Source organism: Moraxella catarrhalis (genome assembly GCF_001632285.1).
Taxonomy (GTDB): Bacteria; Pseudomonadota; Gammaproteobacteria; order Pseudomonadales; family Moraxellaceae; genus Moraxella; species Moraxella catarrhalis.
On record NZ_LWAH01000011.1, the window covers coordinates 32,242 to 58,136 of the forward strand.

The following is a 25,895-nucleotide window of genomic DNA, read 5'->3' on the forward strand; positions in this document are numbered from 1 at the left end:
ATGAGTCAAATCTATCAAACAACCGCCAGCGTCAGTGGTGCAAGAACTGGCACTGCCACTCTTTTGGATGATGATAAAAGTTACAACATGGTTGCCCCTGGTACAAATCAAGCGGGCAATAACCCAGAGCAATTTTTTGCAATGGGATATGCTGCATGTTTTGATGGTGCTTTAGCGCTTGTCAAAAAATCAGCTGACAAATCATTTGATAGCAGAACCGAGGTAACCATTGAGCTTAACAAAGAAGGTGATTCTAACTTCTTTTTCACTGGTGCTATTCATGTTGTTGCCAGTAATGGCGATATCACCGAAGATGAGCTGTTATCATTGGTTGAAAAAACGCATACCGTTTGCCCCTACTCAAAAGCAGTTCAGGGCAATATTGACATGAAGCTGAGTGCTTCGGTAGAGTAATCGCAATTTAGCCATTTAAGCATTTATTTATGCCGCCCAAATCGTTCAGTTGCTTTGGGCGGTTTTATTTTCTGTTATTTTATTTTAATTTAAAAATATTAAATTTAATTAAGTTTAAATAAAATTACCCTAAGATAACCTAGGGTAATATGGCAAATGCACTTGCTAAGAATTGGTTAAGCTTCTACTACTGGGATTTTACCAATTTTAGCCTGCCAAATCTTTGGTGCTGTTGCATGTACCGAACTGCCGCTACTATCCACTGCCACAGTCACTGGCATATCACAAACCTCAAATTCATAAATCGCCTCCATACCAAGCTCAGGGAATGCCACAACTTTGGCATTTTTAATCGCCTTAGAAACCAAATAGGCCGAGCCACCCACTGCCATCAAATAGACCGCCTTATTATCAGCAATCGCTTGACAAGCTGCCTCACCACGCTCTGATTTACCAATCATACCCAATAAACCCGTTTGCTCCAGCATTTGACGGGTGAACTTATCCATGCGTGTTGCTGTTGTTGGGCCTGCAGGACCAACCACCTCATCACCCACAGGATCAACAGGACCAACATAGTAGATAATTTTATTGGTGAAATCAACTGGCAGCGTTTCACCATTATTGAGCATATCTGTCATGCGCTTGTGTGCAGCATCTCGGCCTGTGTAAATCTTACCACTCAGTAAAAGCACATCACCTGTTTGCCAATTGGCTATCTCTTCTTTGGTCAATGTATCGACATTAATACGCTTACCATTTTCAGGATTATAAGTCACATCTGGATACACATCCAAGCTTGGTGGCATAAGCTCAACGGGACCTGAACCATCAAGCTCAAATTCCACATGGCGAGTTGCTGCACAGTTTGGAATCATTGCCACAGGTTTTGAAGCGGCATGTGTTGGGTAATCTAAAATCTTGACATCCAATACCGTTGTCAATCCACCCAAACCTTGTGCACCAATACCCAACGCATTGACTTTATCATAAATTTCCAAGCGTAACGCTTCTGTCGTAGACAGCTGGGCACCAGAGTCGGCTTTTTGCTTAAGTTTATGAATATCGATATGGCTCATCAAAGATTCTTTGGCAAGCAGTGCTGCTTTTTCTGGTGTGCCACCAATACCAATACCCAAAATACCAGGTGGACACCAGCCTGCACCCATTGTGGGGATAGTTTTTAGTACCCAATCAACAATATCATCTGATGGATTTAGCATGGCAAGCTTTGATTTATTTTCAGAACCACCACCTTTGGCCGCACAAGTCACTTCCACTTTATCACCTGCCACAATCTGCATATGGATGACCGCTGGGGTATTATCTTTGGTATTTTGGCGTTTGCCTGCTGGGTCAGTCAATACCGAAGCGCGCAGGGTATTATCAGCATGATTATAAGCACGGCGAACTCCCTCATTAACCATATCTTCAACGCTCATGGTCGCATCCCAAGTGACATTCATCCCAACTTTTAAAAATACAGTTGCAATACCCGTATCTTGGCAAATGGGACGATGTCCTTCGGCACACATACGACTATTAACCAAAATTTGGGTCATGGCATCCTTGGCAGCAGGGTTTTCTTCACGCGCCAAAGCCTCAACCAAAGCTTCAATATAATCTGTCGGGTGATAGTAACTAATGTACTGAAATGCATCGGCGATACTTTGAATGAAATCATCTTGTTTAATGATGGTCATGGTTATTTTCCTTTTGGCTAATTTGTGTAAAACACAAACGGCTGGCTTTGCTTAAGTCATCTTAAGCTGATTTTAATAATCACACATTTGGTCAATGATGATATGCAAATATCAATCAGTTAAATCAGTGATTTTAGAGCGTGCCTACCATTTCATATGGTTGGTACAATAAATGATTAACTGGTGATTTAATCCATTTTTGCCAAAATCTGCGTCAATACATCAATCAATCGCTGATTTTGTGCTTGCGTACCCACACTAATACGCAAATAATCCTTGATGCGTGGCTGATTAAAATGACGCACAATCACACCTTCTTGGCGTAGTGCCTGACTTAAATCAGCTGCTTGATGGTTTGGCAAAGTTGCAAATACAAAATTTGCCGCTGAAGGCAGTACGGTAAAGCCAAGCGTCTGCAAGTCTTGGGTGAGTGCTTTGCGAAGCTTGATGACCTGAGTGCGTTTATCTTCAAAATATGCCACATCTTCAACACTGGCTTTGGCACCTGCTTGAGCCAAGCGGTCAAGTGGATAAGAATTAAAACTATTTTTCATTGCCATCAATGCGGCAATTAAATTTGGATTGGCAAATGCCATGCCCACACGCAAACCTGCCAAGGCACGAGATTTTGAAAAAGTTTGGGTAATCACCAAATTATCAAACTGGCGAATCAGTCTCACCGCAGATGCCTGCTTGACATCATCAGCATAATCAATATATGCCTCATCAATGACAACAACCGCATCAGGGTGCATGGCAATCAGCTTTTTGATATCTTCGATGGGCAGCAACCGCCCTGTTGGTGCGTTGGGATTTGCCAAGATAATACCATCACACGACTGATGATACTCTTTTATATCAATGCTAAAATCGTCCTTAAGTGGGATACTTTGGGTTGTGACACCAAAGGTATCAGCATAAACAGGATAAAAGCTGTAGCTAATATCAGGCATCAATAATGGACGCTGTTTCATAAAAAAACATGCAAATACCAATGCCAATACTTCATCCGACCCATTACCAACAAACACCTCATCTAACCCAAGCCCATGATAATCTGCTAAAGTTTGGCGGAGTTCGTCTGACTCAGGTTCAGGATAAAGCCGCAATGCACAAGCCTCATCAACAAGCACTGCCTGCATTGCCATCACTGCTTTTGGGCTTGGTGGATAGGGATTTTCGTTGGTATTTAGTTTAACCAAATTATCATGCTTGGGCTGCTCGCCAGGTACATAAGGGCTAAGGTTTTTTGCCTTAGTACTCCACAAACGGTTGTCAATACTCATGATTATCCGACACTTTTATTAAGATGTTAACTATGATGTGCTTATCTGCTGCAGAGATTTTGATTGTGCCAAATGATTCAAATCAATATCAATCATGATGACGATAGCGTGCCGATAAGGCATGAGCATCCAAGTTTTCTTGTACTGCCAAAATATCTGCTGTTTTTGCCAAAGGTTTGGCACCATTTGGTGTACAATAGATAAGCGAGGTTTTTTTGGTAAAATCATAGACCCCAAGTGGCGAGCTAAACCGTGCCGTGCCTGATGTTGGCAAGACATGGTTAGAACCTGCACAGTAATCGCCGATAGCTTCTGGCGTATGCCTTCCTAGAAAGATTGCTCCTGCATGGCGTACATATTGCTCCACTTCTTCAGGGTTATTCAGTGACAGCTCCAAATGCTCAGGGGCGACTTGATTGATGATGTTAATCCCTTCAGCTCGGTTTTTGACCAAAATCAACGCTCCACGACTGGCAAGAGCCTGCTTTGCGATATCCGCTTTTGGTAGTTCTGCCAACGCATGATCAATGGCATCTTTGACCGCATCTAACTGGCTTGGGCAAGTGGTAACAAAAATCGCCTGTGCTACAGTGTCATGCTCCGCCTGGGATAACAGATCCATAGCAAGCCAGTCAGCATTATCATCAGGTTCACCTTCGGCATAGACCAGCACTTCAGATGGCCCTGCAATCATATCAATGCCCACTTGTCCAAATACTGCACGCTTGGCAGCAGCAACATATTTATTGCCCGGTCCTGTAATTTTATCTACTTTGGCAATACTGTCTGTACCATATGCCAATGCTGCCACTGCCTGAGCCCCACCAATTGTAATGACGCTATCCACACCCGACAGATGTGCTGCCGCCAGTACCAAAGGATTTAGCTCGCCATTCGGTGCAGGAACAACCATCGTGATATGCCCAACGCCTGCGACTTTGGCAGGTATGGCATTCATCAAAACGCTAGACGGATAACTTGCCAATCCCCCCGGCACATAAATACCCACACGGTCAAGGGGTATGACTTTTTGTCCCAAACTATTGCCCAAATGATCGGTAAAGCGAAAACCCGCCTCGACTTGATGCTGATGAAACTCAAAAATCCGCTTAGCAGCGTATTGTAAGGCATGTTTGACATCATCAGCCAAACCGTCAAATGCCGCTTTTAATTGATCAGCACTGACAAACAGCTCATGCATACTCTTGGCTGGGTGCTTATCAAATTCTTGAGTGAGTTTAAGCACTGCGTCATCACCATCTTCTCGTACTGTGGCGATAATATCATTCACAGTAGCAATCAGCGTACTATCAGTTACCGTTTCAAAGGCAAGCAAATCTTTTAATTGGCTGGCAAAGTTATCATCTTGACTTTTTAGAATTTTTAAAGTTGGCATGGATACTCTTTTAATAAATACAAATTCAATACAAGTTTTATCATGATTAAATCTTGGTTACTTGATGAAATCAGCAAAGTTTGACTTTAGATAAGGTGAGATTATCAGCAAAATATGATATGGCTTTGCTCAAGATATATTTTACCCAACATGCTATCAGGAACAAGCGTATCATAAACAAAAAAGATGACACGATCTTTAAGCACCCTGCTCCAAGACAGCTTTTTCCAAAATTTGTAAAATTGGCTCAATCTGTACCAATTTACGCTTATAGCTGACAGGATTGACAATCAGGCGTGATGACACTTGGCAGATGGTTTCCAAAGGCTCTAAACCATTGGCACGCAAGGTATTTCCCGTATCTACGACATCCACAATCAAATCACCAAGCCCCACCAAAGGAGCAAGCTCCATAGAGCCATACAGCTTGATGATGTCTACTTGTTCACCACGAGACGCAAAATAGTTGCGTGCTACATTGGTGTATTTGGTGGCGATACGCAAGCGGCGATTAGGCAGTACTGCACCTTTGACACCTGCAGTCATCAGACGACATTTGGCGATGCCCAAGTCCAGCAGCTCATAAATCTGTGCATCATATTCGATCAAAACATCTTTACCCGCCACGCCAATATCTGCCGCCCCATGCTCTACATATGTCGGCACATCAGAAGCTCGCAAAATCAACAAACGAACATTGGGATGTGTGGTCGGAAAAATAAGCTTTCGAGACTGGTTAATATTTTCTAGCGGTACAATCCCTGCCTTAGCAAATAAAGGCAAGGTTTCGTCCAAAATTCGCCCTTTTGATAGAGCAATGGTTAAGCCTGAAAAATTTTCTGTCATGGTTATCATGAGTTACTACTGCCACAATTTAGATGGTAAAAGGTCAGAATTTTATTTGGTCAAAATGGCGTTAAAGTCTTGATAACTTTAGCCTTTGATACGCTCAATATTAACACCCAACCCACGCAGTTTATTTTCAACATCATCATAGCCACGGTCTATATGGTAAATGCGATCAATAACACTTTCACCTTCGGCACACGCCGCCGCCATCACAAGCGACATGGATGCTCGTAAATCGGTTGCCATAACGGGCGCTGGCATAAATTTTTCAACACCTTTAACAATGGCAGTATGACCATCGATGCGGATATTTGCCCCCATACGCTGAAGCTCTGGCACATGCATGAAACGATTTTCAAAGATATTTTCAATAATCGTGCTTGTACCTTCTGCCAAACAGCACACCGCCATCAACTGTGCCTGCATATCGGTTGGAAATCCTGGATGTACTTGAGTACGAATATCAACAGCTTTTGGACGCGTGGTCATCACCGCACGAATCCAGTTGTGACCTGTGGTAATGGTCGCACCCATGGCTTCAAATTTTTTGAGTACAGGATGTAAAAACTCTGCCGATGTATTGAGCACTAAGACATCACCACGGCTCATGAGTGCGCCTGCCAAATAAGAGCCTGTTTCGATACGATCTGCGATCACGCTGTATTCACAGCCATGCAAGCTCTCAACGCCCTCAATAACCATTGTTGTTGTGCCGATACCGCTGATTTTGGCACCCATGGCAACCAACATATTTGCCAAATCTACCACCTCAGGTTCAGTCGCACAGTTTTCTAAGCGTGTGGTACCCAAAGCAAGCGTTGCCGCCATGATGATATTTTCGGTACCACCGACCGTCACCATATCAAAGCTAAAATCACAGCCTATCAAGCGACCGCCTGCTGGTGCACGAGCTTTAACATAGCCATTTTCAACTTCGATAGTTGCACCCATGGCTTCTAGTGCCTTTAGGTGCTGATCCACAGGTCGTGAGCCAATAGAGCAGCCACCTGGTAAACTGACTTCCGCTTCACCAAAGCGTGCAAGCAATGGACCTAGCACCAAAATCGATGCACGCATCGTACGCACCAACTCATAAGGTGCATAATAATTTGTCACAACACTTGCATCTGCTGTGACCGTATTACCTTCTTTATAAATTTTTACGCCAGTACCTGCAATCAGTTCAATCAAAGTGGCTGTATCTTTTAGTGTCGGCACATTATGAAGCACCGTTTCACCATTGGGTAGTAGCATTGCTGCCAACAGTGGCAGAGCAGCATTTTTTGAACCTGAAATGGTGACCTCACCAATGATACGACTTGCCCCTATAATTTTAAACTTATCCATAACTTATCCCTAAGCTTAAGCTTTTTTGGCAGTATATTCTGCAGGCGTAAGCGCATGAATCGTCAAAGCGTGCATTGCACCGTTTTGGATATATTGATTAACAAGTGTATAAACCATCTGCTGACGCGCTACCAAACGCTTGCCCTCAAAGGCATCATCAACAATCAACAATTCAAATTTATTACCTTCATTCACCGCATCAATGTGGGCATCGGCAAAATGTGGGCGAAGTAGCTCAATTAAAGCTTGTGCATTCATAGGTTTTCTCATTGCCATAGGGCGGTTAATCCACCCAAAATAATTACATTATTATATCAAATCTGGCAACATTTATCATCAAATGCTGCCAAATATGCCACCAAATTACCATGATAGATGATGGTACAAATCGCTATTGAGAGATCTCAAATACAGGTGCTGTATTGGCTGGGGCTACATTACTGGCATTGGGTGTATAAATTTCTTGCAATATATAGCCACTATCTTCTTGCGTATCAGGCTTTGCCACCATGGCATCATAGCCATCATCGTTGGTATACGCCTGTGTATTCACTTCATGATTGGTATAACTTTCTAACTCCTGAACACTCACCAAAGTCGTCAAAGTTACCGCAGCCTCCATACCGGGTGTCGCTTGAATGGCTTCTAAGATATAACCTTGCTGCTCGGATGTCAAATAGCCCAGCACATAAGCGGTACGGTCACGAACAACAACCTTATATTGTGATGATTTAAGATGGCGGTTGGTTAGTAAGCGGGTATTGATTTTTGAGCGTAAATAATTTTCATGCAAAGTATGGCTTTGGCTTTTGGGTGTCTCAACGACAGTCAAATAATTAAAGACTTTTTCGACATCTCTCATCGAGTCAATCGTACGCCCAACTTCAATCTTAATCTGTTCACTGGGTACTTCGCCAGTCAATAAAACTTCTCGGCGAAAACTGGCAATATCAATACGCACTGTATTTGGACTGACACCCGGAATGGTTGCAAGATTACGGCGTGCGGTAAGCTCAATACTACTATCACTGATACGCTCAGGAATGGTGCGACCCATCGCATCAGCGCCGACACTTTGTGTGCCATTGCTGACACATGCTGTCAAACCAATCATTGCCATGCTCGTCAAAACGATTAATAATTTTTTCATCATGCTATGTTTCCATATTACTGGGATATATCTTATAGTAAAGCTACGGATTGCTTGATTGATTTTAATTCACGACCATTGAGCCAATCAAAACGCATTTTTTATCCATTCATGTTCAATCAATCCATCAACCAAATCAAAAACCATGACATCAAAACGGTATGCATCATCAATATATTTGGGATAATTGATTAAAAATCGTTCTGCTGTTCGGTAGATTTTTGCCTGCTTTTTTGAGGTAACACTCTCAAGCGCTGTACCATACACAGAACTTGTTCGGCTACGCACTTCAACAAATACCGTACAAAATCTTGGCTGCACCAAACGGTGCGATTGCTCCAAAGGCTGTCTGGCGATAATATCAATCTCACCAACAAATGGGGTGGTAAAGTTGGTTAAAATAATTTCATAGCCTGCTTGTTTTAGCTTATCTACCGCCAACTGCTCAAACACATCGCCCTGCTTGCGTTTGATGGTTTTATTGTTTAACTGGCGACCCATCAGCGAATGCGTTTTACCACAACAGTTTTGGCAATTTTATCATGCCAGCCTTGTTTTTTCTTATCAAAACCAACCCAAATAAGTCCCAAACAAAGAATCACGGATGAAATCAGATAACTAAAATATCGCAATAATGCCCTTGGCACACTGATAAATTGCCCTGTTTTGGCATCACGGACTTGCAGCCCAAAGAGCATTTTACCTGGTGTTGCACCTTTTTTTACCCAAAACCAAACAACCGCCGCCGCCATCACTAAGTTTAGGATAGCATCCCCAGCACTATAAAGGATGGCATCCCCAACACTATAAAACGGTATTTGGTCAGCAGGCATGGCCATCATTTGCTGATAATTATAAAACCAATACGGTGCAATTATAATCATAACAATTAAATTATCGACAAGACATGCCACAAATCGTATCCAAAATCCTGCATATTCAAATTCAGAATCATCGTACTGAGGACTGTGCGACACTGCTGTATTTGTTACCATTGTTTACTCCTGTATTTTTATGGTCTAAGTCTATTGCTTAAGCTGCTTGATAAATTTGCTGGTAAATTGCTTAGAATAACAAAATTTTGTCATTTTCGCCATCAGTTATGTTATTTTGCGATGAAATTTTGGCAAATTTTAAGTAAAATGGTATCAAAACCATAGGAAGCTTTGATGAAATTACGAATTTTAAGTATTGGGCACAAAATGCCAAATTGGGTACAACAAGGCTTTGAAGAATACCTCAAACGCATTCAGCCCATGATTAGTGTTGAAATGGTGGAACTACCTCCTGCCAAACGCAGCAAAACCCCCTCACCTGCCGAGATTGATAAATATAAAGCCATCGAAGCGACGACAATTTTAAATGCCAAACATCCAAAAGAGCGATTATGGCTGCTTGAAGTTAAGGGTAAAATGCTGTCTACTGAGCATTTGAGTGATAAGCTGAGTGTGGCGATGCAAGATGGTGCAGATATTGCCTTGGTGATTGGTGGTGCTGATGGCGTTTCGCCTGAGATATTGCAAGCAGCAGATTTTAAATGGTCATTATCGGAGCTGACCTTGCCGCATCCGTTGGTGCGTATCATTGTCATAGAGCAGTTGTATCGTGCGATGAGTCTGATTAATCATCACCCCTATCATCGTGGTGGGTAGAATGATTGGTTGTTCAAGTGATTTAGATTACTCAAGCTTAAGCACTTACCATCTTTAACCAAAATTATTAAAAAACCGCTCAAAAGAGCGGTTTTTTAAAGTCATATGATAATATGATACTAAGGTTGTTTATTCAACACCTTTCATGGTTAATTTAATACGACCACGATTATCAATGTCTTGAACTTGAACCTTGACAGTTTGACCTTCTTTTAGATAATCTCATTACCCACTACCAACAGCCCCACCGTCATTATCATAATCTCACCCATTTATCTGAATATTTTATGTGGTTTGATGAAATAAAGGATAATTTATCTCGTCCCGATTTGGTTGCCATTGCCCTTTTTTTATCATGACGTAATTTATAATCCCAAAAGCCCCGCCAATGAATACGACAGCTCGGTCATGATGAAGGATGAATTACAAGGCATATCATCCGATACAGATATTGGTATTACTGAGCGTTATTTCTTGCCACCAAAGACCATATCAATCCTTTAACGGGCGATGATAAAGCAGATTTGGATTATTTATTGGATATTGATTTGGCGATATTGGGAAGTGATTTTGATAGATTTGATGAATATAATCATCAAATCAGGCAAGAATATGCGTGGGTCAATCGTTTTATTTATCATGTTAAAAGAAAATCGGTGTTAAAAGGATTTTATAACAAGGAGCGAATTTATTTAACCAATTATTTTTATCAAGCGTTAGAAAATAAAGCAAGGGATAATTTAAAGCAGTATTTGTGATTTTATTTTTAATTCATCACAACAATCCTTAAAAATAAAACCGCCATCATACGATGGCGACTTTATTTTAAGCAAATATCATAAGGCTTTTATTTGTTTTACCATGTGCAAGAAATAATCATCAACGGCATAATCACAAGTATTTGACAATTTATTCCATAGATATTTATACAGTTCTTTGGTGTAGATTTGCTCAAACTCTGCTATCTCTACCAAAGTATGATTTCTATATTTACCATTGAAAAATTCATACATCTCTCCGCCTTTAATGTCGTTAGGGATTTTTTGAAATTCTACACGCACGATATTATGAATGTCTAATTTTTTAGGATTGATAATATCATCAAAATCCACATATTCCCAACCAGATATGACTTTGGCAAGATAATAATTGGAATGACGGTCTTTTGTCAGTACCATGTCATCTTTTTTGATGTTAGGCATATGCTTTAAAAACTCTTTTAAGTCGCTATTATTTGGATACTTTTTTAACACCTGCCAAGAAAAAGTCCGCCAATCTGCACCATTATCCAAATCGTCCACAGCCCAGCCACCGCCAAGTATGCCCTGATTTAGACAAAGCTCAAATAAATCTTGGTTTTTTTCGTCATCACGATGTGGTTTGATGTGAATGCGATAAAAATTAACATGGCTCATAAAAACTCTACTCCTGCTCAACCAATTGATTGACTAATTTTGCCAAACGCTTTAAAGAGGTTTGCAAATACTCATCATTTTTTTCCAAAAATTGTTTTAACAACGCTTGATGATGTGCATCATTACTTTTAGATAAGTCATAATCGCAATCGCTAGGAAATTCACCATTTTTGGTATAATAAATGCTGGCACACACCAAACTTGCTAAATCAAGCGTTCTGTGTAGCGGTATTTCCTCGGATTGTCTTGACCAACGCCCGCCTTTTGAATTGTTTTCATCATAAGCAAATCGCCATATTTTCGCTGAAAAATCAGTATATCCTGCACCATTCCATTGAGCAACACCCACAGATAACCCTTGTGCATCTGTATTGTGAGCGAATGCACCATCTATTGCTTGATAGTTTTCTAGCATTATCACAGGGATATGCAATAAATGTGTGGGGATTTTTTTAAACTTTGACATATTTACCTCATCAAATTTAGGGTTAAAATACTAAAATTAGTAAATTTACTAATGTTAGTAGTATAATGGTAGCTCCCTTACATGTCAAGGTATTTTTAATAAAAAACCACCCCATGTCGGAGTGGTTTTTGTTTTTTAACAATTAAATCAAAGGCTTACTGCTCAACACCTTTCATGGTTAATTTAATACGACCACGATTATCAATGTCTTGAACTTGAACCTTGACAGTTTGACCTTCTTTTAGATAATCACTCACATTCTCCACACGCTCATCAGAGATTTGGCTGATGTGTACCAGACCATCTGTGCCTGGTAAAATGGTAACAAACGCCCCAAAATCAACAATGCGAGCAACCGTACCTTCGTACACTGTACCCACTTCAACCTCGGCGGTAATCGCCTCAATTTGAGTAATGGCGGCACGGGTTGATGCTTTATCTGTACCAAAAATACGAATTGTGCCGTTATCATCAATATCAATGGTTGCACCTGTATCCTCAGTCAGCTGACGAATGGTCGCCCCACCCTTACCAATCACATCACGGATTTTTTCAGGGTTGATAGTGATGGTGGCATAATTTGGTGCATGAGCGTTAATCTCAGTACGAGAGGTTGCGATGACCTCATTCATGGCATTTAGGATATGGATACGACCTGCGTGTGCTTGTTTTAGGGCTTGTTCCATAATATCGGCGGTAATGCCTTCAATCTTAATGTCCATTTGTAGAGCTGTGATACCATTTACCGAACCTGCAACTTTAAAGTCCATATCGCCCAAATGGTCTTCATCACCCAAAATGTCCGACAGCACAGCAAAACGCTCACCTTCTTTGACCAGTCCCATGGCGATGCCTGCAACAGGGGCTTTTAGCGGCACGCCTGCATCCATCAAAGATAACGACGCACCGCAGACAGACGCCATAGATGATGAACCATTTGACTCGGTGATTTCAGAGACCACACGAATGGTGTATGGGAAGCGTTCAGCGGCAGGTAACATCGCCTGAACACCACGGCGTGCCAAGCGACCATGTCCAATTTCACGGCGTTTTGGTGCACCTTCACGACCTGTCTCACCCACTGAATAATGTGGGAAATTATAGTGTAGCATAAAGTGATCTTGCTTTGTGCCTGCCAGCGTATCCACAAGGTTCACATCCCGTGTTGTACCCAAAGTGGTTACAACCAACGCTTGAGTTTCGCCACGAGTAAACAGTGCCGAGCCGTGTGTATAAGGCAAGACGCCCACTTGAATATCCAAGGCACGCACAGTCTCCAAATCACGCCCATCAATACGAGGCTTGCCTGATAAGATATTATCACGCACGGTACGATATTTTAGGGTTTCAAATAGCTCTTTAATTTGGGCGACTTTATCGGCATAGTCATCACTTGTCTCATCGCCTGCCAGTACCAAAGCTTCTGCGGCAAGCTCATCTAAGCGTGCGTAGCGGTCTTGTTTGACGGTAATCGTGTAGGCTTCACTAACTTTAGCGGTGAACTGCTCTTTTAGCTGAGTATTTAGCTCTTCATTGATGGCAGGGGCGACAAATTCTTGCTTGGTATTGCCTACCGCTTGGGCGAATGTATTGATATTATCAATCACCACCTGCTGCTGACCATGCCCATAAAGCACCGCCCCCAGCATTTGGTCTTCTGATAGCTCTTTAGCTTCAGACTCAACCATCAGTACCGCTGATTTGGTGCCTGCCACGACCAAATCCAAATCACTTTGCTTCATCTCAGCCAAAGTTGGGTTGAGTACATACTCGCCATTGATAAAACCAACACGAGCAGCACCGATAGGACCATTAAATGGTGCTGGTGAAATTGCTAACGCTGCTGATGCACCAATCATCGCTGCAATGTCAGCATCTTGGGTTTTATCTGATGAAATGACTGTTGCTGTTACCTGAATTTCGTTAAAGTAGCCCTCTGGAAATAGCGGACGGATTGGGCGATCAATCAAGCGAGAAGTCAGCGTCTCAAACTCTGACGCACGACCTTCACGCTTGCCATAACCGCCTGGGATTTTGCCCGAAGCATACATTTTTTCTTGATAATTCACCGTCAAAGGAAAAAAGTTTTGACCAGCAATGGCTTCAGGACGCACGACCACAGCAACCAAAACTGAAACGCCGCCCATATGCACAAGCACACTATTGGCCTGGCGAGCGATACGACCTGTTTCTAAAACAACTTGTTGGTTGCCATATTGAAATTCTTGACGAATGGGATTAAACATAAATTGATCCTTTTATATAATAGGCATTGATTGGCATAATCTAAAGCCCTAAGGCATAACATCGTTTCATGTCATGCCTTAGAGTTCTAAATTCATGCTCAATGCAATTGATGATTTAAATAACAAACAAATAATTAATAAAAAACGGCACGCAAAAGCACGCCGTTTTCGGTATCGTATACAGGTTAAAAACCCAATGCCACAAGGACAAATTAACGGCGTAGACCCAATGAACCGATTAAGTCAGTATAGCGGTTCAAATCTTTACCTTTTAGGTAGTCCAATAGCTTACGGCGTTGGTTAACCATGCGGATAAGACCACGGCGACTGTGGTGGTCGGCTTTGTGTGCTTTGAAATGGTCTTGTAAGTCATTAATGCGAGCGGTCAATAAAGCCACTTGCACCTCTGGGCTACCAGTATCATTCTCGCCACGCTGATATTTTGCAATTACCGCTTCACGATCTTTATTCGTTAACATCATTCATTCCTTACTAAGCAATGCAAATAAATTCAGGCAAGCATCGCATTGCTAAAGCTTACCTACGCCATTTGGCATCTAAAAATAAATTATAACAGTTTTTTAAACCGCTGTCAGCTGTTTTGCTGATTTTTATCACTTTTTACAAAAACCCATCGATATATCGCACGATGGGTTTTTTAGCAAGCTTAAAATCAGCAGTTTGCTAATTTTAAAAGTTATAACGCAGACCTACTTTCGCACCATATTGATGAGCCTTAAGCTTGCTGTCTGTATCCAATTTATCATACTTACCCAAATAATTATACTCAACGCCAGCATCAACGCTAAGCTGTGGGTTGATGGCATATTGTGCCCCAGCCAGCACACCAAAGCCAACCTTGTTTTCTTGTTTTTGACTGTGGGTAGTTCTTGATTGGGCAGCAGCCGTTGTTGTCACTGTTGAAACAGTGCTTTTTATTTGGTTAATGCCCACACGAGCACCTGCATACGGCGTAAAACCTGACACTGTATCAAAATCATAAATGGCTGAAAGACCCAAAGACTGTGCCTTAAGCTCGCCTGAAGAGGTGATACTCGTGTTCGTTTGTGGTTGATAAGTGTAAGAAGAATTAATCTTACCATAATTTTTATAATCTAAGGCATAGCGAGCCAAGTCGGTATCTTTACCAAAGCTTATGCCATAGCCCAAACCTTTATCTTCAAGTTTATTGTCGTTGGGTCGATTGTCGTTATATTTTGCTTCTAGATTTGAATAACCAAGATCGGCTTGAACATAATAACCGTTATTAACCAAAACATTGGCTGCAGCGGCAGTTGAAAGACCTGCCAAGACTGTTGCTAAAATTAATTTTTTCATCATATACTCACATGAATTGTTATATCGGCTTATACTGATGATAAGCTCAACCATTTTACACTAAAATCATCCAAACCGTCAAGGTCAAGTACTGCTTGAAAGGCTGATCAGTTATGCGACCAATTTTTTAGGCTGTAATCTTCCGCTTTTAGATACCTCTGCCAGCCCAATAAATATATCTTGGGCATACAGTCGCACAAGCAACACATCATCAAACTCAAGCAAGCTATCTAGACGGTCTTTGACATTTAATCGTTGCCCCATTTTAATGCGTGCCGCCTCATCCGTTGTCAGTCTCAACATGGGCAAATGACCAAGCATCGCATCTGTGGGCAAAAGTCTGCCCAAGCGTTCATCCAAAGATGAATTCGCCAACTCACCAAGGCTTATCGCATCTGCCACATCAAATCCACCTGTACAGGTTCGGTGTAAGGCAATCAAATGCCCCACACAGTTCAAATGCTCTGCCACACTTTCGCCCAGCACACGCACATAAGTCCCCTTTGAGCAAGAGACAATCAGTTTAATTGTGGTATTATCCAGTTTTGTGAGTGTCAAATTATGTATGATAATAGGTCTGGCATCACGCTCGACCACCTTGCCTAATCGTGCATATTCATACAGTTTTTTACCATCTTTTTTTAAGGCGGAATACATAGGCGGCACTTGCATTTGTTTGCCCATTAAAGCATTGGCAATCCCATTAAGTGTTTGCTGATTAAAGCTTGGTGCATCGGTGCGTTGTATCACCTGACCATATCTATCAGCAGTATCTGTTTTAACGCCTAAGCTTAACAGTGCGACATAACTTTTATCTGCATTAAGCCCATACTGTGCAAATTTGGTTGCCTCACCAAAACATATCGGTAAAAGCCCTGTTGCCATAGGGTCAAGCGTGCCTGTATGACCTGCTTTTTTAGAATCATACAACTCGGATTGATATAAATACTTAGCTTTTGCCAAAGCACTGTGTGAGCTGATATCAGCAGGTTTATCTAATAATAAAATGCCTGAAATCACCACTTTTTTGGTCGGCCGATTCATCATGATTTATCATCATCCAACTGATGCTCTTCATCCAGATAGTTTTTTTCACTTTCTTGGGTTTTTTGCATGGCTTGACCAACCAAGCTCATCATACGATTACCATGGGCGGTCACCTCATCGTAATGAAATCTTAAGCGTGGCGTGGTGCGTGTTTTCATGGTGCGTGCCAGCTCAGTTCGCAAAAATCCAGCAGCGGTATTAAGTACTTTTAAGCTTTGAGCATGTGCCTCACTGTTCATGCCACCATCTTGACTTGGCTCCAAAATCGTCACATAAACATCAGCATAGCCCAAATCAGGGCTAACCTTCACACTAGAAATGGTCACAAACCCCGTCAAGCGTGGGTCATTAATCTCATCTCGAATTAAAATGGCTAAAGTACGCTGAATTTGGTCAGCAAGTCGCTGTAATCGTTGATTCATAAGTCCTCTAAATAGATATACGATTAATAAAATGTTATTAAAATTCACCTCAGTATGATGGTGGTAGTATAGCCCATTTTTTTAATAAAACCAATGAATGACATTTTTGCCGATTGATCTTATTGTCTGCTTTTGCATTTGGTCATCTTACTCATTCAACATACTCGTTAAAAGTAGCACCGATTTTTACATAAAAGGCATGATAAAACGATAAATTTCATCAATCAGCTTGCCCATAGTCACCGATAATCAACATAATTTTCAAAAAATTATTAAATTTACTTAAAGTTACATTGGGTTACTTTGGTTTATAAATAGTTAATTGAATCATAATAATTATTGACAAAAAACGCTTAGTACAAAATTTTAAATTCTTTATACTAAAAGTATCGCTAGACATCAAGAAGTAGCCAACAGATAAAAACAGATAAAAGAAAAGATAAATCATTTTATCGTTTTGATGATATTAGGTTACCTCGATAGTTTAAATTTGTATCTGAAGTTTAAGCGGTATATAAATTTAAGCGGTATATAAAAAGATTAGAAATCCTGATTGAGCCATCAATCAGATCAACAAAACAAAGGGAGAAGTATGGTGAGTAAGTTAGTACGATTGTATGACATTGAAGCTACCAACCGTGAAGCATTGGGAAATGACTATTATAACCCAATTGGCAAAACTGCTTATGGCATCGGTCAAGAAAAACTTGGTAAAGTACAAGATGTATTGGTCGAGGTAGACACAGGTAAGATTCGCTACCTAGTGGTTGATGCTGGTGGTTGGTTCTTCTCAAAAGAGGTTTTGGTTCCAGCAGGCTTGTCTTGCATTGTTGGCGATGAGGTATATTTTGACAGTCTGACCAAAGAGCAAGTAGAAGCAATGGAAGGCTATGATCAAAATTATAGCTATACCTATGAAGAACAATATAACAAAGACCGTGAATTTTATGCAGCAGAGACACTGCCTGCAGAAAGCCGTCTTGAGTTAGATGAAAGCCATTATCATGCTCCAAATACGCTAGAATTGTTAGAAGAACGCTTAACAGTCAATAAAGACCGTATCGTAGCAGGCATTGTTAGCCTTGGTAAGCATGTGGTTACCGAAGAACGCCGTATGGAAGTGGATTTAGAAGAAGAGCATGCTCACATTGAGCGTACCGCTGTAGATCGCCCAACAGATCGCCGTATTAATGATTCGGGTGCAGACACCATCAGCGTTGAGCTAGAAGCTGAGCGAGCCAATGTTACCAAACAAACTTATGTCACCGAAGAGGTCACCTTAGGCAAAACTTCAGAAACTCGTACAGAAACCATTTTAGAAACCATTCAGCGTGAAGAGCTTAATGTGGATGATTTAGGCAATGTGGTTGATAAAAATGGCAATGTGGTCAACTATGAAGGCATTACCGCTGATGAAGTACGCCGTGCTCGTGGTCTATAATCTGACCTAACCTAAACTTTGACTTGAATGAGTAAATCGCATCAGTCAAGCATCCAAAAAGCCAGGGCAATGCTCTGGCTTTTTTTAAATTTAATCAATACTGAAAAGCTGGGTTTGATTAATCCAAACCAAATCTCAAAGAAATTTTTAAAGACCTAAAATTTTAAGGAAATAAGACAATGAAAACACCGCATACAATTGATGATACTCAAACCTTAGAGCTTTTGGAAGAAAGGGCCGAAGTTCAAAAACAGCGTGTTAATACAGGTAAGGTAATTTTATCCAAAAAGATACACACACGCACCGTTAATATTCCCATCACCTTAACTGAAGAACATCTTGTCATCACCTATCAACAAGATGATGCCTCTTTGGCAACTCATGAACAGTTGTCAAATGATGATGACTTGGTTAATATTATTGACAACACAAAAGCCACACACGCCAAAATTACCATCAACGGTCAGGTGTGTTCATTAACACCAGATACACCAATTGAGATGTTGTTGTATTGTGAGACTGCGACGGTCACAAAAACAGCTCACGCCATTGAAGATATTCACCTAAACACCCAAACCATTCAGCGTGAGCATGTTTTTACCACCAAGCTACAAAAAGAAGTGCTGGATATACAAGAAGGTGAAAATTTAGTGATTCAAAATGATGACTTAGATTATGCCAAATGATTCATTTGGTAGATTTATCAGATAAAAGTTTGTTTCACTCATACAACGGCATATCATATCAATTAAAAAAGATTGGTGTATCAACACCAATCTTTTTGAACGATCAGACCAATAATTTATTAAAAATTTAATTAAAATTTATTAAATAAAATCAATAATTAAATGGAGTGACTAAATACTAACTTTTGGGCGTATCACTTGCATGATTTTAAACAATATACCCAAACGCCATCATCACAATTATAGCTCTCGTTTCACTTCATGGATCTCAAAGACCTCAATCTTATCACCCACGGCAACCTCATAGCCCTTGACCGCAAGACCGCATTCCATACCTGCTTTTACCTCATTGACATCGTCTTTGTAGCGACGCAAAGATTGTAAATGGCCTGTAAAGATGACTTTGTCATCACGCAAGACTCGGATTGGCTTATTGCGATAAATAGTACCTTCTTGAACCATACAGCCTGCGGCTGCGCCAAATTTACTTGAGCGGAAGACATCACGAACCTCAGCGATACCTAAAATCTGCTCACGATGCTCTGGTGCAAGCATGCCACTCATTGCTGCTTTGACATCATCAATAAGACCGTAGATAACGCTATAATAACGAATATCTATGCCCGCTTCATCTGCCTTGCGTTTACCTGCATTATCAGCACGGACATTAAAGCCAAGCAATACCGCTTCACTTGATTCTGCCAAGATGACATCAGATTCGGTAATCGCACCAACGCCTGAGCTGATCACACGCACTTTAACTTCATCAGTTGAAAGTTCGTCTAATGCATTTAATAACGCTTCTAGTGAACCACGGACATCTGTTTTTAAGATGATATTCAAAGTTGCAACTTCTGCCGATCCCATACTTTCAAATAAGGTATCAAGTCGCATTTTATTTTGACGATCAAGCGTGCGTTCACGCTCCCGTGCTGCCCGAAAATCAGCAACTTCACGGGCTTTTTTCTCATCAGATACCACTAAAAATTCACTGCCTGCTGCGGGTGCTTCTGGTAGACCCAAAATCTCAACAGGAATTGATGGGCCTGCGGTTTTGATGCGTTGACCATTTTCATCAGTCATGGCACGAACCTTACCATAGTATTCGCCTGCCAAAACCAAATCACCTTGATTTAATGTACCTCGCTTAACCAATAAGCTTGCCACAGCACCTCGTCCTTTATCCAAGCGTGATTCAATCACCACACCTTGGGCAGCACCATCAATCGGTGCCTCAAGCTCCATCAGTTCTGCTTGGATACTAATAACCTCCAAAAGCTCATCAATACCCATACCCGATTTGGCAGAGACTTTAACCATAGGAGTATCGCCACCCCACTCTTCTGGAATGACTTCTTTGACGGACAACTCATTAATCACACGATCTGGATCGGCGGTATCTTTATCCATCTTGTTAATCGCAACAATGAGCGGTGTCCCTGCAGCACGAGCATGATCGATGGCCTCTTCGGTTTGTGGCATCATGCCGTCATCAGCAGCAACCACAAGCACCACGATATCTGTTGCTTGAGCCCCTCGAGAACGCATGGCGGTAAAAGCAGCATGGCCTGGGGTATCTAAAAAGGTAATTAGACCACGATCTGTTGTTACATGATATGCACCGATATGCTGAGTAATACCGCCTGCTTCGCCGCTTGCAACTTTAGTAGTGCGGATTTTATCCAAAAGCGATGTCTTACCATGGTCAACATGACCCATGATGGTTACTACAGGTGGGCGTGTTTGGACATTACCTGATTTTTCATCAACAGCGACTTGTAAATCATCTTCTAGCTGGGTATCGCTGATCGGTACAAAGTTATGGCCAAATTCTTCGATGACAAGTGCAGCGGTCATTTGATCGATACTGTCTGACTCACGCACCATCTCACCCATCTTCATCAGTGATTTGATGACTTCACGCACCTTAACCGCCATTTTTTGTGCCAAATCGGATAAAACGATATTTTCACCAACCTCAACATTATGGACGATTTTTTCAACAGGCATTTCAAATTTATGTTTATTGGCTTGAGATGATTTTAAGCCCTTTGCACGGGTTTTCATTTCACGCTCTTCTTGCTGACCTTTGCGGCTTTTTTTACCGCCTTTGCCAGCAGTGCCTGTTGCACCTCGTTTAATTTCACGACGCTCTTTTTCAAATGATTCTTCAAGCGCAGCACCCACCAAGCCATCAGCCAACGGTGCATCGTCTTTGGTACGAACAATAGCGGCAGTCGCACCGTCATCAGCATCGCTATAGCGAGACGCCATTTGTTTCATCTGCTCAAGTGTGCGTTTTTGAGCTTCTTCGGCAGCTTTACGGCGTGTTTCTGCCTCCATCTGACGCAAACGCTCTTCTTCTGCTTCACGAGCTTCACGCGCTTTTTTGTCAGTTGCCGATTCTTTTTTGATGGGTTTGGCAGGTTTTTTCTTATCGGTTTTTTCTGCTTTATCAGCAGGCTTGGCGTCTTCTGGATTTTTTATCTTTTTGACGACAACCGTCGCATTAACCTCATGATTTTTTACAGGCTCACTGCTTGCACGCATCGCAGCCAAGGTTGCCGCTTGACGCTCGGCTGCTTCTTTTTTGCTGCGTTCGGCAGCTTGTTTTTCTTCGGCAGCTTTTAGGCGTGCTTCTTCGGCAGCCTTAGCTTGGGCTGCGATTTTCGCTTCAATCTTAGCTGGATCTGGTTTGTCATAGACGACTTTTTTGGTACGCACGACATTGACCGTTTTTGCCTTACCTGATGTGCCTGTCACTTGAGCGGTTGAGGTAGTTTTGGATTTTAAACTGATGCGAGATTTGGGTTTTTCACCATGGCTTTGCTTTAAAAAAGCCACCAGTTTATCTTGCTCGCTATCGGTAACAAGATCATTTTCGCCACGACTTGGTAGACCAGCATCGGCAAGTTGTTTTAGGATGGTTTCGGTTGTTGTTTTTGAAGTTTGTGCAAGTTGTTTAACTGTTTTTGCCATTCATATCACCTAATTGTTTTGGTTTGGCAAGTGGGCTTGGCACAACTGCCAAACACTGCCCACTTATGTATTGTCTGCCAAACCTTTAGGCTTGGCAAAGTTATTTTAATGGCTGTACGCTCATTGCTGTACGCCTACGACCGCTACACTCATGATTATTCGAACCATGATTGGCGTGCTGCCATAATGAATTTTCCAGCACTTTGGCTGTTCAAGCCCTCGATATCTTCGATATCAAAAATGGCTTGCTCTGCCAAATCATCCAGCGTAATGATATCACGCTCGGCCAATTTGTAAGCGATTGCTGGCGTCATGTCTTCTAAAGCCAAAAGCTCGGCACTTGGCTCTTTGATATTTTGCTGCTTGGCAATTTCATCACTGATGATGACTTCTTTGGCACGCTCTTGGATGGCAGTAATGGTTTCATCATCTAAGCCATCAATTTCATAGAATTCCTCTACTGGTGCATACGCCACAGTTTCAATATCGGCAAAACCCACTTCCGCCAACACTTCAGCCAAATCACGATCAAGCTCCAAGCGTTCATAAAATAGGTCAATCACTGCTTGATTTTCAGAAGCTTGGCGCTCGCTGTATTCAGACTCCAAAATCATGTTCAGCTTGTAGCCAGTTAATTCAGAAGCCAAGCGAACATTTTGACCTTGAGATCCAATGGCACGGGCTAATTGATCATTCGTTGCAAAAATCACTTCAGCAGTTTTAGCATCTTCATCAAGCACAAGACCAATGACATCAGCAGGCTCAAGCGCACTGATGATATATTGTGCCGGATCTTCATTCCAAACAATCACATCAATGCGTTCACCATCTAGCTCCTGTTGTACAGCTTGAATACGCGTACCACGCATACCAATACACGCACCCACAGGATCAATACGGTGATCATTGGTTTTTACCGAAATTTTAGCGCGTAAACCAGGTAAGCGAGCCACATCACGAATCTCAATAATCTGCTCACTAATCTCTGGCACTTCTTTATTCATCAAAGCAATCAGCATCTCATTGCTGGTCCGTGACAACATCAGCTGTGGGCTACGACCATCACGATTGACCTGAGATAAGATGGCAGAAACTCGGCTTTTGACACGCAATGTCTCACGCGGCAATGTCTGATCTTTTGCCAAATAACCTTCACCGCCTTCACCCAAATCCACAATATAAGCATCACGGCTTTGTTTTTTAATTTCACCACTGATTAAATCACCAATGCGTGACTCAAACGCATCGGCAACCAACGCTCTTTCAGCTTCACGGATTTTTTGAATGATTACTTGTTTGGCTTGCGTGGCAGCGATACGACCAAATTCAATCGACTCAATTTGTTCTTCTTTGACATCACCAATCTGCCATTCGTTTTCGTCCAAATCACTGATCGCAAGCTGACACGCTGGCATCTCATGATCTTCATCAGCAACCACTGTCCAATAACGAAATGTATCATAATTGCCCGTTTTGCGATCAATATGTACACGGATGGCAACTTCAGGCTGCTCAGTATAGACTTTTTTCTTGGTTGAGACGACAAGCGCTTGCTCAATCGCCTCAAAAATATCTTCAGGATTTAGTCCTTTTTCGTTACTGACGGTCTCAACCACAGTCAAAATTTCACGACTCATCTGTAGATCCTTTGGGTTAATTGATATTGATTAATTTTTATGCAATGATTGCATCACTTCACCATGCAATCTCATATGACAGGCATTAGACCAAATAAATCAGTCTTCGTACACCAAATGTGCTTTATCCACGCTATCAAATGCAATATTAAATTCAAGCTTATCTTCGGTGATCACTGTCATGCTATCCTCGCCCACGCAGGTCAAGCGACCCACTACTTTGCGGCGTTTCGTATCACCGCTACCAATGGCATGGATTAATCGCAAATTGATCGTCTCACCCACATATGCCGCTACCTGCTCACGCGTAAATAAAGGACGATCAAAACCCGGACTTGACACCTCTAGGACATATTCGCCCGCAATTGGATCGTGAACATCTAATACACCAGAAACCTGATGATTAACCGCTGAACAATCCTCAATGGTCACATGCTCGCCTGCCGCTCGATTTTCGGGCAGTGATTCAATATAAATACGCAGTAATGATTTGCGACCTTGGGGCATAAACTCAATGCCCCACAAATCAACACCGCAGGCAGCTACCGCAGGGGCAATCAATTCGGTCAGCTCAGCAATTTTGCTTGATGGTTTCATGATTGAATGATAATTCCTAAAATAATATTTACAAAACGGCGGTACTTATCACAACAGTCTATAAAGCACTATTATAACATCGTATAACCCATCATGAGTGATAAGCGTTATTTCAGTGATGAATTTGTTTTAGATATAAAAAAACCCACATAACACAAGGTTGGTGGGCAATCATAATACCAGCCGACAGCTTAATTCAAGATATTAAGCTACCTAAGATTGTAATTTGGCAACGCTTAGGATTTTAAAAATGGTAGCGGGGGCTGGATTTGAACCAACGACCTTCGGGTTATGAGCCCGACGAGCTACCAGACTGCTCCACCCCGCATCAATTTAGAATGTCTATTATATAGACTATTTTTTTAATGTCAAGCAATTTTTAAAAATTTTTAGCTAAGCAATCTGGCTGCCAGTCAAGTCTATGAGTGATTCATATCTATCGGCAGTGATTGATGCCTAATTCAAGCAAAAAATCCCTAAAGATAAGCCAGAAATTGAATTTGGTGCGATCGGAGGGACTTGAACCCTCACGCCGTGAAGCACTACCCCCTCAAGATAGCGTGTCTACCAATTCCACCACGATCGCAAAATATCGGAGTATTCTACCCAAAAAATCTGTCAAGTGCAAGCAAAATCATTACTTAATTGGCGGGGTATTCGGTGTCTCGCTGACAACGGCTGGCACATCCAAGCGTAACTGATCTTCGGCTTGTTTTTGGGCGAAGTGAGCCAGTGCAAGGCTTGTTGCAAAAAAGATTGTCGCAAGCACTGCGGTTGTGCGTGTTAGAAAGTTTGCCGACCCTGCCGCACCAAAAACTGTACCTGCTGCACCTGAGCCAAAAGATGCGCCTGCATCGGCACCTTTACCATGTTGAATCAAAATAAAACCCACCATGACAATGGCAATAATAATATGAATGGCTAAAAGAATTGTAAGCATAAATTTCCCAATCGTATGGTATACAAAAATAAAATAAGCTACGATGCTGACTCAAATGCAGCAATAATCTGTGCAAAGGTATCCAATTTTAAAGAAGCACCTCCGACCAATGCCCCATCAACACCTTCAGCTTGAGCAAATTCAGCAGCATTTTGCTCATTCACCGAGCCACCATAAAGCACACTGACGCCTTCAAAGTGATACGATGCTAAGACTGACTTAATATGCGCATGGGTTGCGATGACTTCTTGAGTGCTGGGTGTCAGACCTGTGCCAATCGCCCAAATAGGTTCATAAGCAATGATAAGCTTGCCCCGTGGCACACGAAAGGTTTGTAATACCGATAACTGATCATCAAGTACTGATAAGGTCTGATTGTCTTGATATTGCTCTTTGGTCTCACCAATACAAAACACAACGCTCAAATCTGCAGCAAATGCGTGCTTCATTTTCTCAACCAATAAGCTGTGATCTTCACGATAATAGTTGCGACGCTCAGAATGCCCAATAATGACAAAGCCTACGCCCAAATCACTCAGCTGCTCAGCAGACACATCACCCGTATACGCCCCCGTACTTTGGGTATATGCACAAATATCTTGAGCACCCACCCAAATCGGTGTACCTGCCAATACACCTGCCACAGTCGATACATGGGTAAAACTTGGTGTACAGCCAACCCTGACCGCATCACAGGCTATACCACTCAAGCCCTGTGCCAGCTCATGTGCCGCCGACTTGGTTGCTGGGTTTAATTTCCAATTGCCGATGACGCATCTTTGTACATTCATAGTCGTTATCCCTATAAAGCTTTAAAGTTCAGACAGTCGATGAGCAAATACACCCAAACGAACTCGCTATTATAGCCCAACTTGGTCAATCTC

The 25,895-nt window shown here is 41.9% G+C and carries 25 protein-coding genes, 2 tRNA genes and 1 pseudogene; 4 read left to right on the plus strand and 24 right to left on the minus strand.

Going from position 1 to position 25,895, the window contains the following annotated elements:
- Positions 1-414 (plus strand): Ohr family peroxiredoxin, encoded by a 414-nt coding sequence (locus A4U55_RS01565; RefSeq protein ID WP_003657351.1) that lies wholly within the window; start codon positions 1-3, stop codon positions 412-414.
- Between the two features lie 176 nt (positions 415-590).
- Here A4U55_RS01565 and A4U55_RS01570 read toward each other — a convergent pair whose 3' ends face one another.
- The 9 genes from A4U55_RS01570 to A4U55_RS01610 form a co-directional block, all read right to left on the minus strand.
- A complete protein-coding gene (locus A4U55_RS01570) occupies positions 591-2,117 on the minus strand; it encodes a fumarate hydratase (RefSeq protein WP_003657350.1) in 1,527 nt (508 codons plus the stop codon).
- A 188-nt stretch (positions 2,118-2,305) separates the two neighbouring features.
- Entirely contained in the window at positions 2,306-3,403 is a 1,098-nt protein-coding gene (gene hisC / locus A4U55_RS01575; protein ID WP_063453942.1) for a histidinol-phosphate transaminase, read from the minus strand.
- 88 nt (positions 3,404-3,491) lie between these two features.
- Positions 3,492-4,799, minus strand: a complete 1,308-nt coding sequence (gene hisD / locus A4U55_RS01580; protein ID WP_003664952.1) for a histidinol dehydrogenase — start codon at positions 4,797-4,799, stop codon at positions 3,492-3,494.
- 198 nt (positions 4,800-4,997) lie between these two features.
- Entirely contained in the window at positions 4,998-5,654 is a 657-nt protein-coding gene (hisG, locus tag A4U55_RS01585; RefSeq protein ID WP_003657345.1) for an ATP phosphoribosyltransferase, read from the minus strand.
- 78 nt (positions 5,655-5,732) lie between these two features.
- Positions 5,733-6,995, minus strand: a complete 1,263-nt coding sequence (gene murA / locus A4U55_RS01590) for a UDP-N-acetylglucosamine 1-carboxyvinyltransferase (RefSeq protein WP_003660484.1) — start codon at positions 6,993-6,995, stop codon at positions 5,733-5,735.
- A gap of 15 nt (positions 6,996-7,010) precedes the next feature.
- Complete coding sequence (locus A4U55_RS01595) at positions 7,011-7,253, minus strand: BolA family protein (RefSeq protein WP_003657343.1); 243 nt, start codon at positions 7,251-7,253, stop codon at positions 7,011-7,013.
- Between the two features lie 133 nt (positions 7,254-7,386).
- Positions 7,387-8,148 carry a BON domain-containing protein gene (locus tag A4U55_RS01600; protein WP_003657342.1) on the minus strand — a complete coding sequence of 254 codons (762 nt, stop codon included), beginning with the start codon at positions 8,146-8,148 and terminating at the stop codon, positions 7,387-7,389.
- An 84-nt stretch (positions 8,149-8,232) separates the two neighbouring features.
- Positions 8,233-8,646, minus strand: coding sequence for a YraN family protein (locus tag A4U55_RS01605; protein ID WP_003657335.1), 414 nt, complete (start codon positions 8,644-8,646; stop codon positions 8,233-8,235).
- Positions 8,646-9,140, minus strand: a complete 495-nt coding sequence (locus tag A4U55_RS01610) for an RDD family protein (protein WP_003660481.1) — start codon at positions 9,138-9,140, stop codon at positions 8,646-8,648. Before A4U55_RS01610 ends, A4U55_RS01605 begins: the two co-directional genes overlap by 1 nt.
- Positions 9,141-9,314: 174 nt before the next feature.
- Between A4U55_RS01610 and rlmH the strand changes: the two genes are divergently transcribed.
- On the plus strand, positions 9,315-9,797 hold the full coding sequence (rlmH, locus tag A4U55_RS01615; protein ID WP_003661523.1) for a 23S rRNA (pseudouridine(1915)-N(3))-methyltransferase RlmH: 483 nt from the start codon (positions 9,315-9,317) through the stop codon (positions 9,795-9,797).
- A gap of 129 nt (positions 9,798-9,926) precedes the next feature.
- Here rlmH and A4U55_RS09385 read toward each other — a convergent pair.
- The 8 genes and pseudogenes from A4U55_RS09385 to A4U55_RS01655 all read right to left on the minus strand — a co-directional run.
- Positions 9,927-10,019: pseudogene (locus A4U55_RS09385) on the minus strand (hypothetical protein); the annotation flags it as partial.
- A 614-nt stretch (positions 10,020-10,633) separates the two neighbouring features.
- Entirely contained in the window at positions 10,634-11,212 is a 579-nt protein-coding gene (locus A4U55_RS01625; protein ID WP_003662911.1) for a hypothetical protein, read from the minus strand.
- A gap of 7 nt (positions 11,213-11,219) precedes the next feature.
- Positions 11,220-11,678 (minus strand): DUF6530 family protein, encoded by a 459-nt coding sequence (locus A4U55_RS01630; RefSeq protein ID WP_003662910.1) that lies wholly within the window; start codon positions 11,676-11,678, stop codon positions 11,220-11,222.
- A 155-nt stretch (positions 11,679-11,833) separates the two neighbouring features.
- Positions 11,834-13,924 carry a polyribonucleotide nucleotidyltransferase gene (gene pnp, locus A4U55_RS01635; RefSeq protein WP_003669886.1) on the minus strand — a complete coding sequence of 697 codons (2,091 nt, stop codon included), beginning with the start codon at positions 13,922-13,924 and terminating at the stop codon, positions 11,834-11,836.
- Between the two features lie 212 nt (positions 13,925-14,136).
- Positions 14,137-14,406, minus strand: coding sequence for a 30S ribosomal protein S15 (gene rpsO, locus A4U55_RS01640; protein WP_036331213.1), 270 nt, complete (start codon positions 14,404-14,406; stop codon positions 14,137-14,139).
- A 208-nt stretch (positions 14,407-14,614) separates the two neighbouring features.
- The gene (locus A4U55_RS01645; RefSeq protein WP_036336020.1) at positions 14,615-15,262 is read right to left on the minus strand and encodes an opacity family porin; all 648 of its coding nucleotides are present in this window, start codon (positions 15,260-15,262) and stop codon (positions 14,615-14,617) included.
- 111 nt (positions 15,263-15,373) lie between these two features.
- A complete protein-coding gene (gene truB, locus A4U55_RS01650) occupies positions 15,374-16,306 on the minus strand; it encodes a tRNA pseudouridine(55) synthase TruB (RefSeq protein WP_063453958.1) in 933 nt (310 codons plus the stop codon).
- The gene (locus tag A4U55_RS01655; protein WP_003657318.1) at positions 16,306-16,731 is read right to left on the minus strand and encodes a ribosome-binding factor A; all 426 of its coding nucleotides are present in this window, start codon (positions 16,729-16,731) and stop codon (positions 16,306-16,308) included. Before A4U55_RS01655 ends, truB begins: the two co-directional genes overlap by 1 nt.
- A gap of 592 nt (positions 16,732-17,323) precedes the next feature.
- On the opposite strand from A4U55_RS01655, the gene A4U55_RS01660 reads away from it, so the two are divergent.
- Positions 17,324-18,172, plus strand: coding sequence for a DUF2382 domain-containing protein (locus tag A4U55_RS01660; protein ID WP_003669881.1), 849 nt, complete (start codon positions 17,324-17,326; stop codon positions 18,170-18,172).
- A gap of 179 nt (positions 18,173-18,351) precedes the next feature.
- The gene (locus tag A4U55_RS01665; protein ID WP_003657315.1) at positions 18,352-18,858 is read left to right on the plus strand and encodes a YsnF/AvaK domain-containing protein; all 507 of its coding nucleotides are present in this window, start codon (positions 18,352-18,354) and stop codon (positions 18,856-18,858) included.
- 240 nt (positions 18,859-19,098) lie between these two features.
- Here A4U55_RS01665 and infB read toward each other — a convergent pair whose 3' ends face one another.
- The 7 genes from infB to tpiA all read right to left on the minus strand — a co-directional run bounded on the left by infB (position 19,099) and on the right by tpiA (position 25,802).
- On the minus strand, positions 19,099-21,837 hold the full coding sequence (gene infB, locus A4U55_RS01670; protein ID WP_003657313.1) for a translation initiation factor IF-2: 2,739 nt from the start codon (positions 21,835-21,837) through the stop codon (positions 19,099-19,101).
- 155 nt (positions 21,838-21,992) lie between these two features.
- Positions 21,993-23,474 carry a transcription termination factor NusA gene (gene nusA, locus A4U55_RS01675; protein ID WP_003657312.1) on the minus strand — a complete coding sequence of 494 codons (1,482 nt, stop codon included), beginning with the start codon at positions 23,472-23,474 and terminating at the stop codon, positions 21,993-21,995.
- A gap of 99 nt (positions 23,475-23,573) precedes the next feature.
- A complete protein-coding gene (gene rimP / locus A4U55_RS01680) occupies positions 23,574-24,071 on the minus strand; it encodes a ribosome maturation factor RimP (protein ID WP_003657311.1) in 498 nt (165 codons plus the stop codon).
- A gap of 251 nt (positions 24,072-24,322) precedes the next feature.
- Positions 24,323-24,399, minus strand: a tRNA-Met gene (locus tag A4U55_RS01685).
- Positions 24,400-24,572: 173 nt separating this feature from the next.
- A tRNA-Leu gene (locus A4U55_RS01690) sits at positions 24,573-24,657 on the minus strand.
- A 51-nt stretch (positions 24,658-24,708) separates the two neighbouring features.
- Positions 24,709-25,011 (minus strand): preprotein translocase subunit SecG, encoded by a 303-nt coding sequence (gene secG, locus A4U55_RS01695; RefSeq protein ID WP_003657310.1) that lies wholly within the window; start codon positions 25,009-25,011, stop codon positions 24,709-24,711.
- Between the two features lie 38 nt (positions 25,012-25,049).
- On the minus strand, positions 25,050-25,802 hold the full coding sequence (tpiA, locus tag A4U55_RS01700) for a triose-phosphate isomerase (protein ID WP_003657309.1): 753 nt from the start codon (positions 25,800-25,802) through the stop codon (positions 25,050-25,052).
- Positions 25,803-25,895 lie beyond the last annotated feature (93 nt).

Excerpts from the sequence above, each read along its gene's own strand:
- A4U55_RS01655 (WP_003657318.1), bottom strand. The coding sequence starts at position 16,731 with ATGAATCAACGATTACAGCGACTTGCTGACCAAATTCAGCGTACTTTA.
- hisD (WP_003664952.1), bottom strand. The coding sequence starts at position 4,799 with ATGCCAACTTTAAAAATTCTAAAAAGTCAAGATGATAACTTTGCCAGC.
- A4U55_RS01645 (WP_036336020.1), bottom strand. The coding sequence starts at position 15,262 with ATGAAAAAATTAATTTTAGCAACAGTCTTGGCAGGTCTTTCAACTGCC.
- rimP (WP_003657311.1), bottom strand. The coding sequence starts at position 24,071 with ATGAAACCATCAAGCAAAATTGCTGAGCTGACCGAATTGATTGCCCCT.
- nusA (WP_003657312.1), bottom strand. The coding sequence starts at position 23,474 with ATGAGTCGTGAAATTTTGACTGTGGTTGAGACCGTCAGTAACGAAAAA.
- murA (WP_003660484.1), bottom strand. The coding sequence starts at position 6,995 with ATGGATAAGTTTAAAATTATAGGGGCAAGTCGTATCATTGGTGAGGTC.
- A4U55_RS01630 (WP_003662910.1), bottom strand. The coding sequence starts at position 11,678 with ATGTCAAAGTTTAAAAAAATCCCCACACATTTATTGCATATCCCTGTG.
- secG (WP_003657310.1), bottom strand. The coding sequence starts at position 25,011 with ATGCTTACAATTCTTTTAGCCATTCATATTATTATTGCCATTGTCATG.
- A4U55_RS01625 (WP_003662911.1), bottom strand. The coding sequence starts at position 11,212 with ATGAGCCATGTTAATTTTTATCGCATTCACATCAAACCACATCGTGAT.
- hisG (WP_003657345.1), bottom strand. The coding sequence starts at position 5,654 with ATGATAACCATGACAGAAAATTTTTCAGGCTTAACCATTGCTCTATCA.
- A4U55_RS01565 (WP_003657351.1), top strand. The coding sequence starts at position 1 with ATGAGTCAAATCTATCAAACAACCGCCAGCGTCAGTGGTGCAAGAACT.
- infB (WP_003657313.1), bottom strand. The coding sequence starts at position 21,837 with ATGGCAAAAACAGTTAAACAACTTGCACAAACTTCAAAAACAACAACC.
- pnp (WP_003669886.1), bottom strand. The coding sequence starts at position 13,924 with ATGTTTAATCCCATTCGTCAAGAATTTCAATATGGCAACCAACAAGTT.
- A4U55_RS01665 (WP_003657315.1), top strand. The coding sequence starts at position 18,352 with ATGAAAACACCGCATACAATTGATGATACTCAAACCTTAGAGCTTTTG.
- A4U55_RS01595 (WP_003657343.1), bottom strand. The coding sequence starts at position 7,253 with ATGAATGCACAAGCTTTAATTGAGCTACTTCGCCCACATTTTGCCGAT.
- hisC (WP_063453942.1), bottom strand. The coding sequence starts at position 3,403 with ATGAGTATTGACAACCGTTTGTGGAGTACTAAGGCAAAAAACCTTAGC.
- A4U55_RS01610 (WP_003660481.1), bottom strand. The coding sequence starts at position 9,140 with ATGGTAACAAATACAGCAGTGTCGCACAGTCCTCAGTACGATGATTCT.
- truB (WP_063453958.1), bottom strand. The coding sequence starts at position 16,306 with ATGAATCGGCCGACCAAAAAAGTGGTGATTTCAGGCATTTTATTATTA.
- rpsO (WP_036331213.1), bottom strand. The coding sequence starts at position 14,406 with ATGATGTTAACGAATAAAGATCGTGAAGCGGTAATTGCAAAATATCAG.
- rlmH (WP_003661523.1), top strand. The coding sequence starts at position 9,315 with ATGAAATTACGAATTTTAAGTATTGGGCACAAAATGCCAAATTGGGTA.
- A4U55_RS01570 (WP_003657350.1), bottom strand. The coding sequence starts at position 2,117 with ATGACCATCATTAAACAAGATGATTTCATTCAAAGTATCGCCGATGCA.
- A4U55_RS01605 (WP_003657335.1), bottom strand. The coding sequence starts at position 8,646 with ATGGGTCGCCAGTTAAACAATAAAACCATCAAACGCAAGCAGGGCGAT.
- A4U55_RS01660 (WP_003669881.1), top strand. The coding sequence starts at position 17,324 with ATGGTGAGTAAGTTAGTACGATTGTATGACATTGAAGCTACCAACCGT.
- tpiA (WP_003657309.1), bottom strand. The coding sequence starts at position 25,802 with ATGAATGTACAAAGATGCGTCATCGGCAATTGGAAATTAAACCCAGCA.
- A4U55_RS01600 (WP_003657342.1), bottom strand. The coding sequence starts at position 8,148 with ATGATGAAAAAATTATTAATCGTTTTGACGAGCATGGCAATGATTGGT.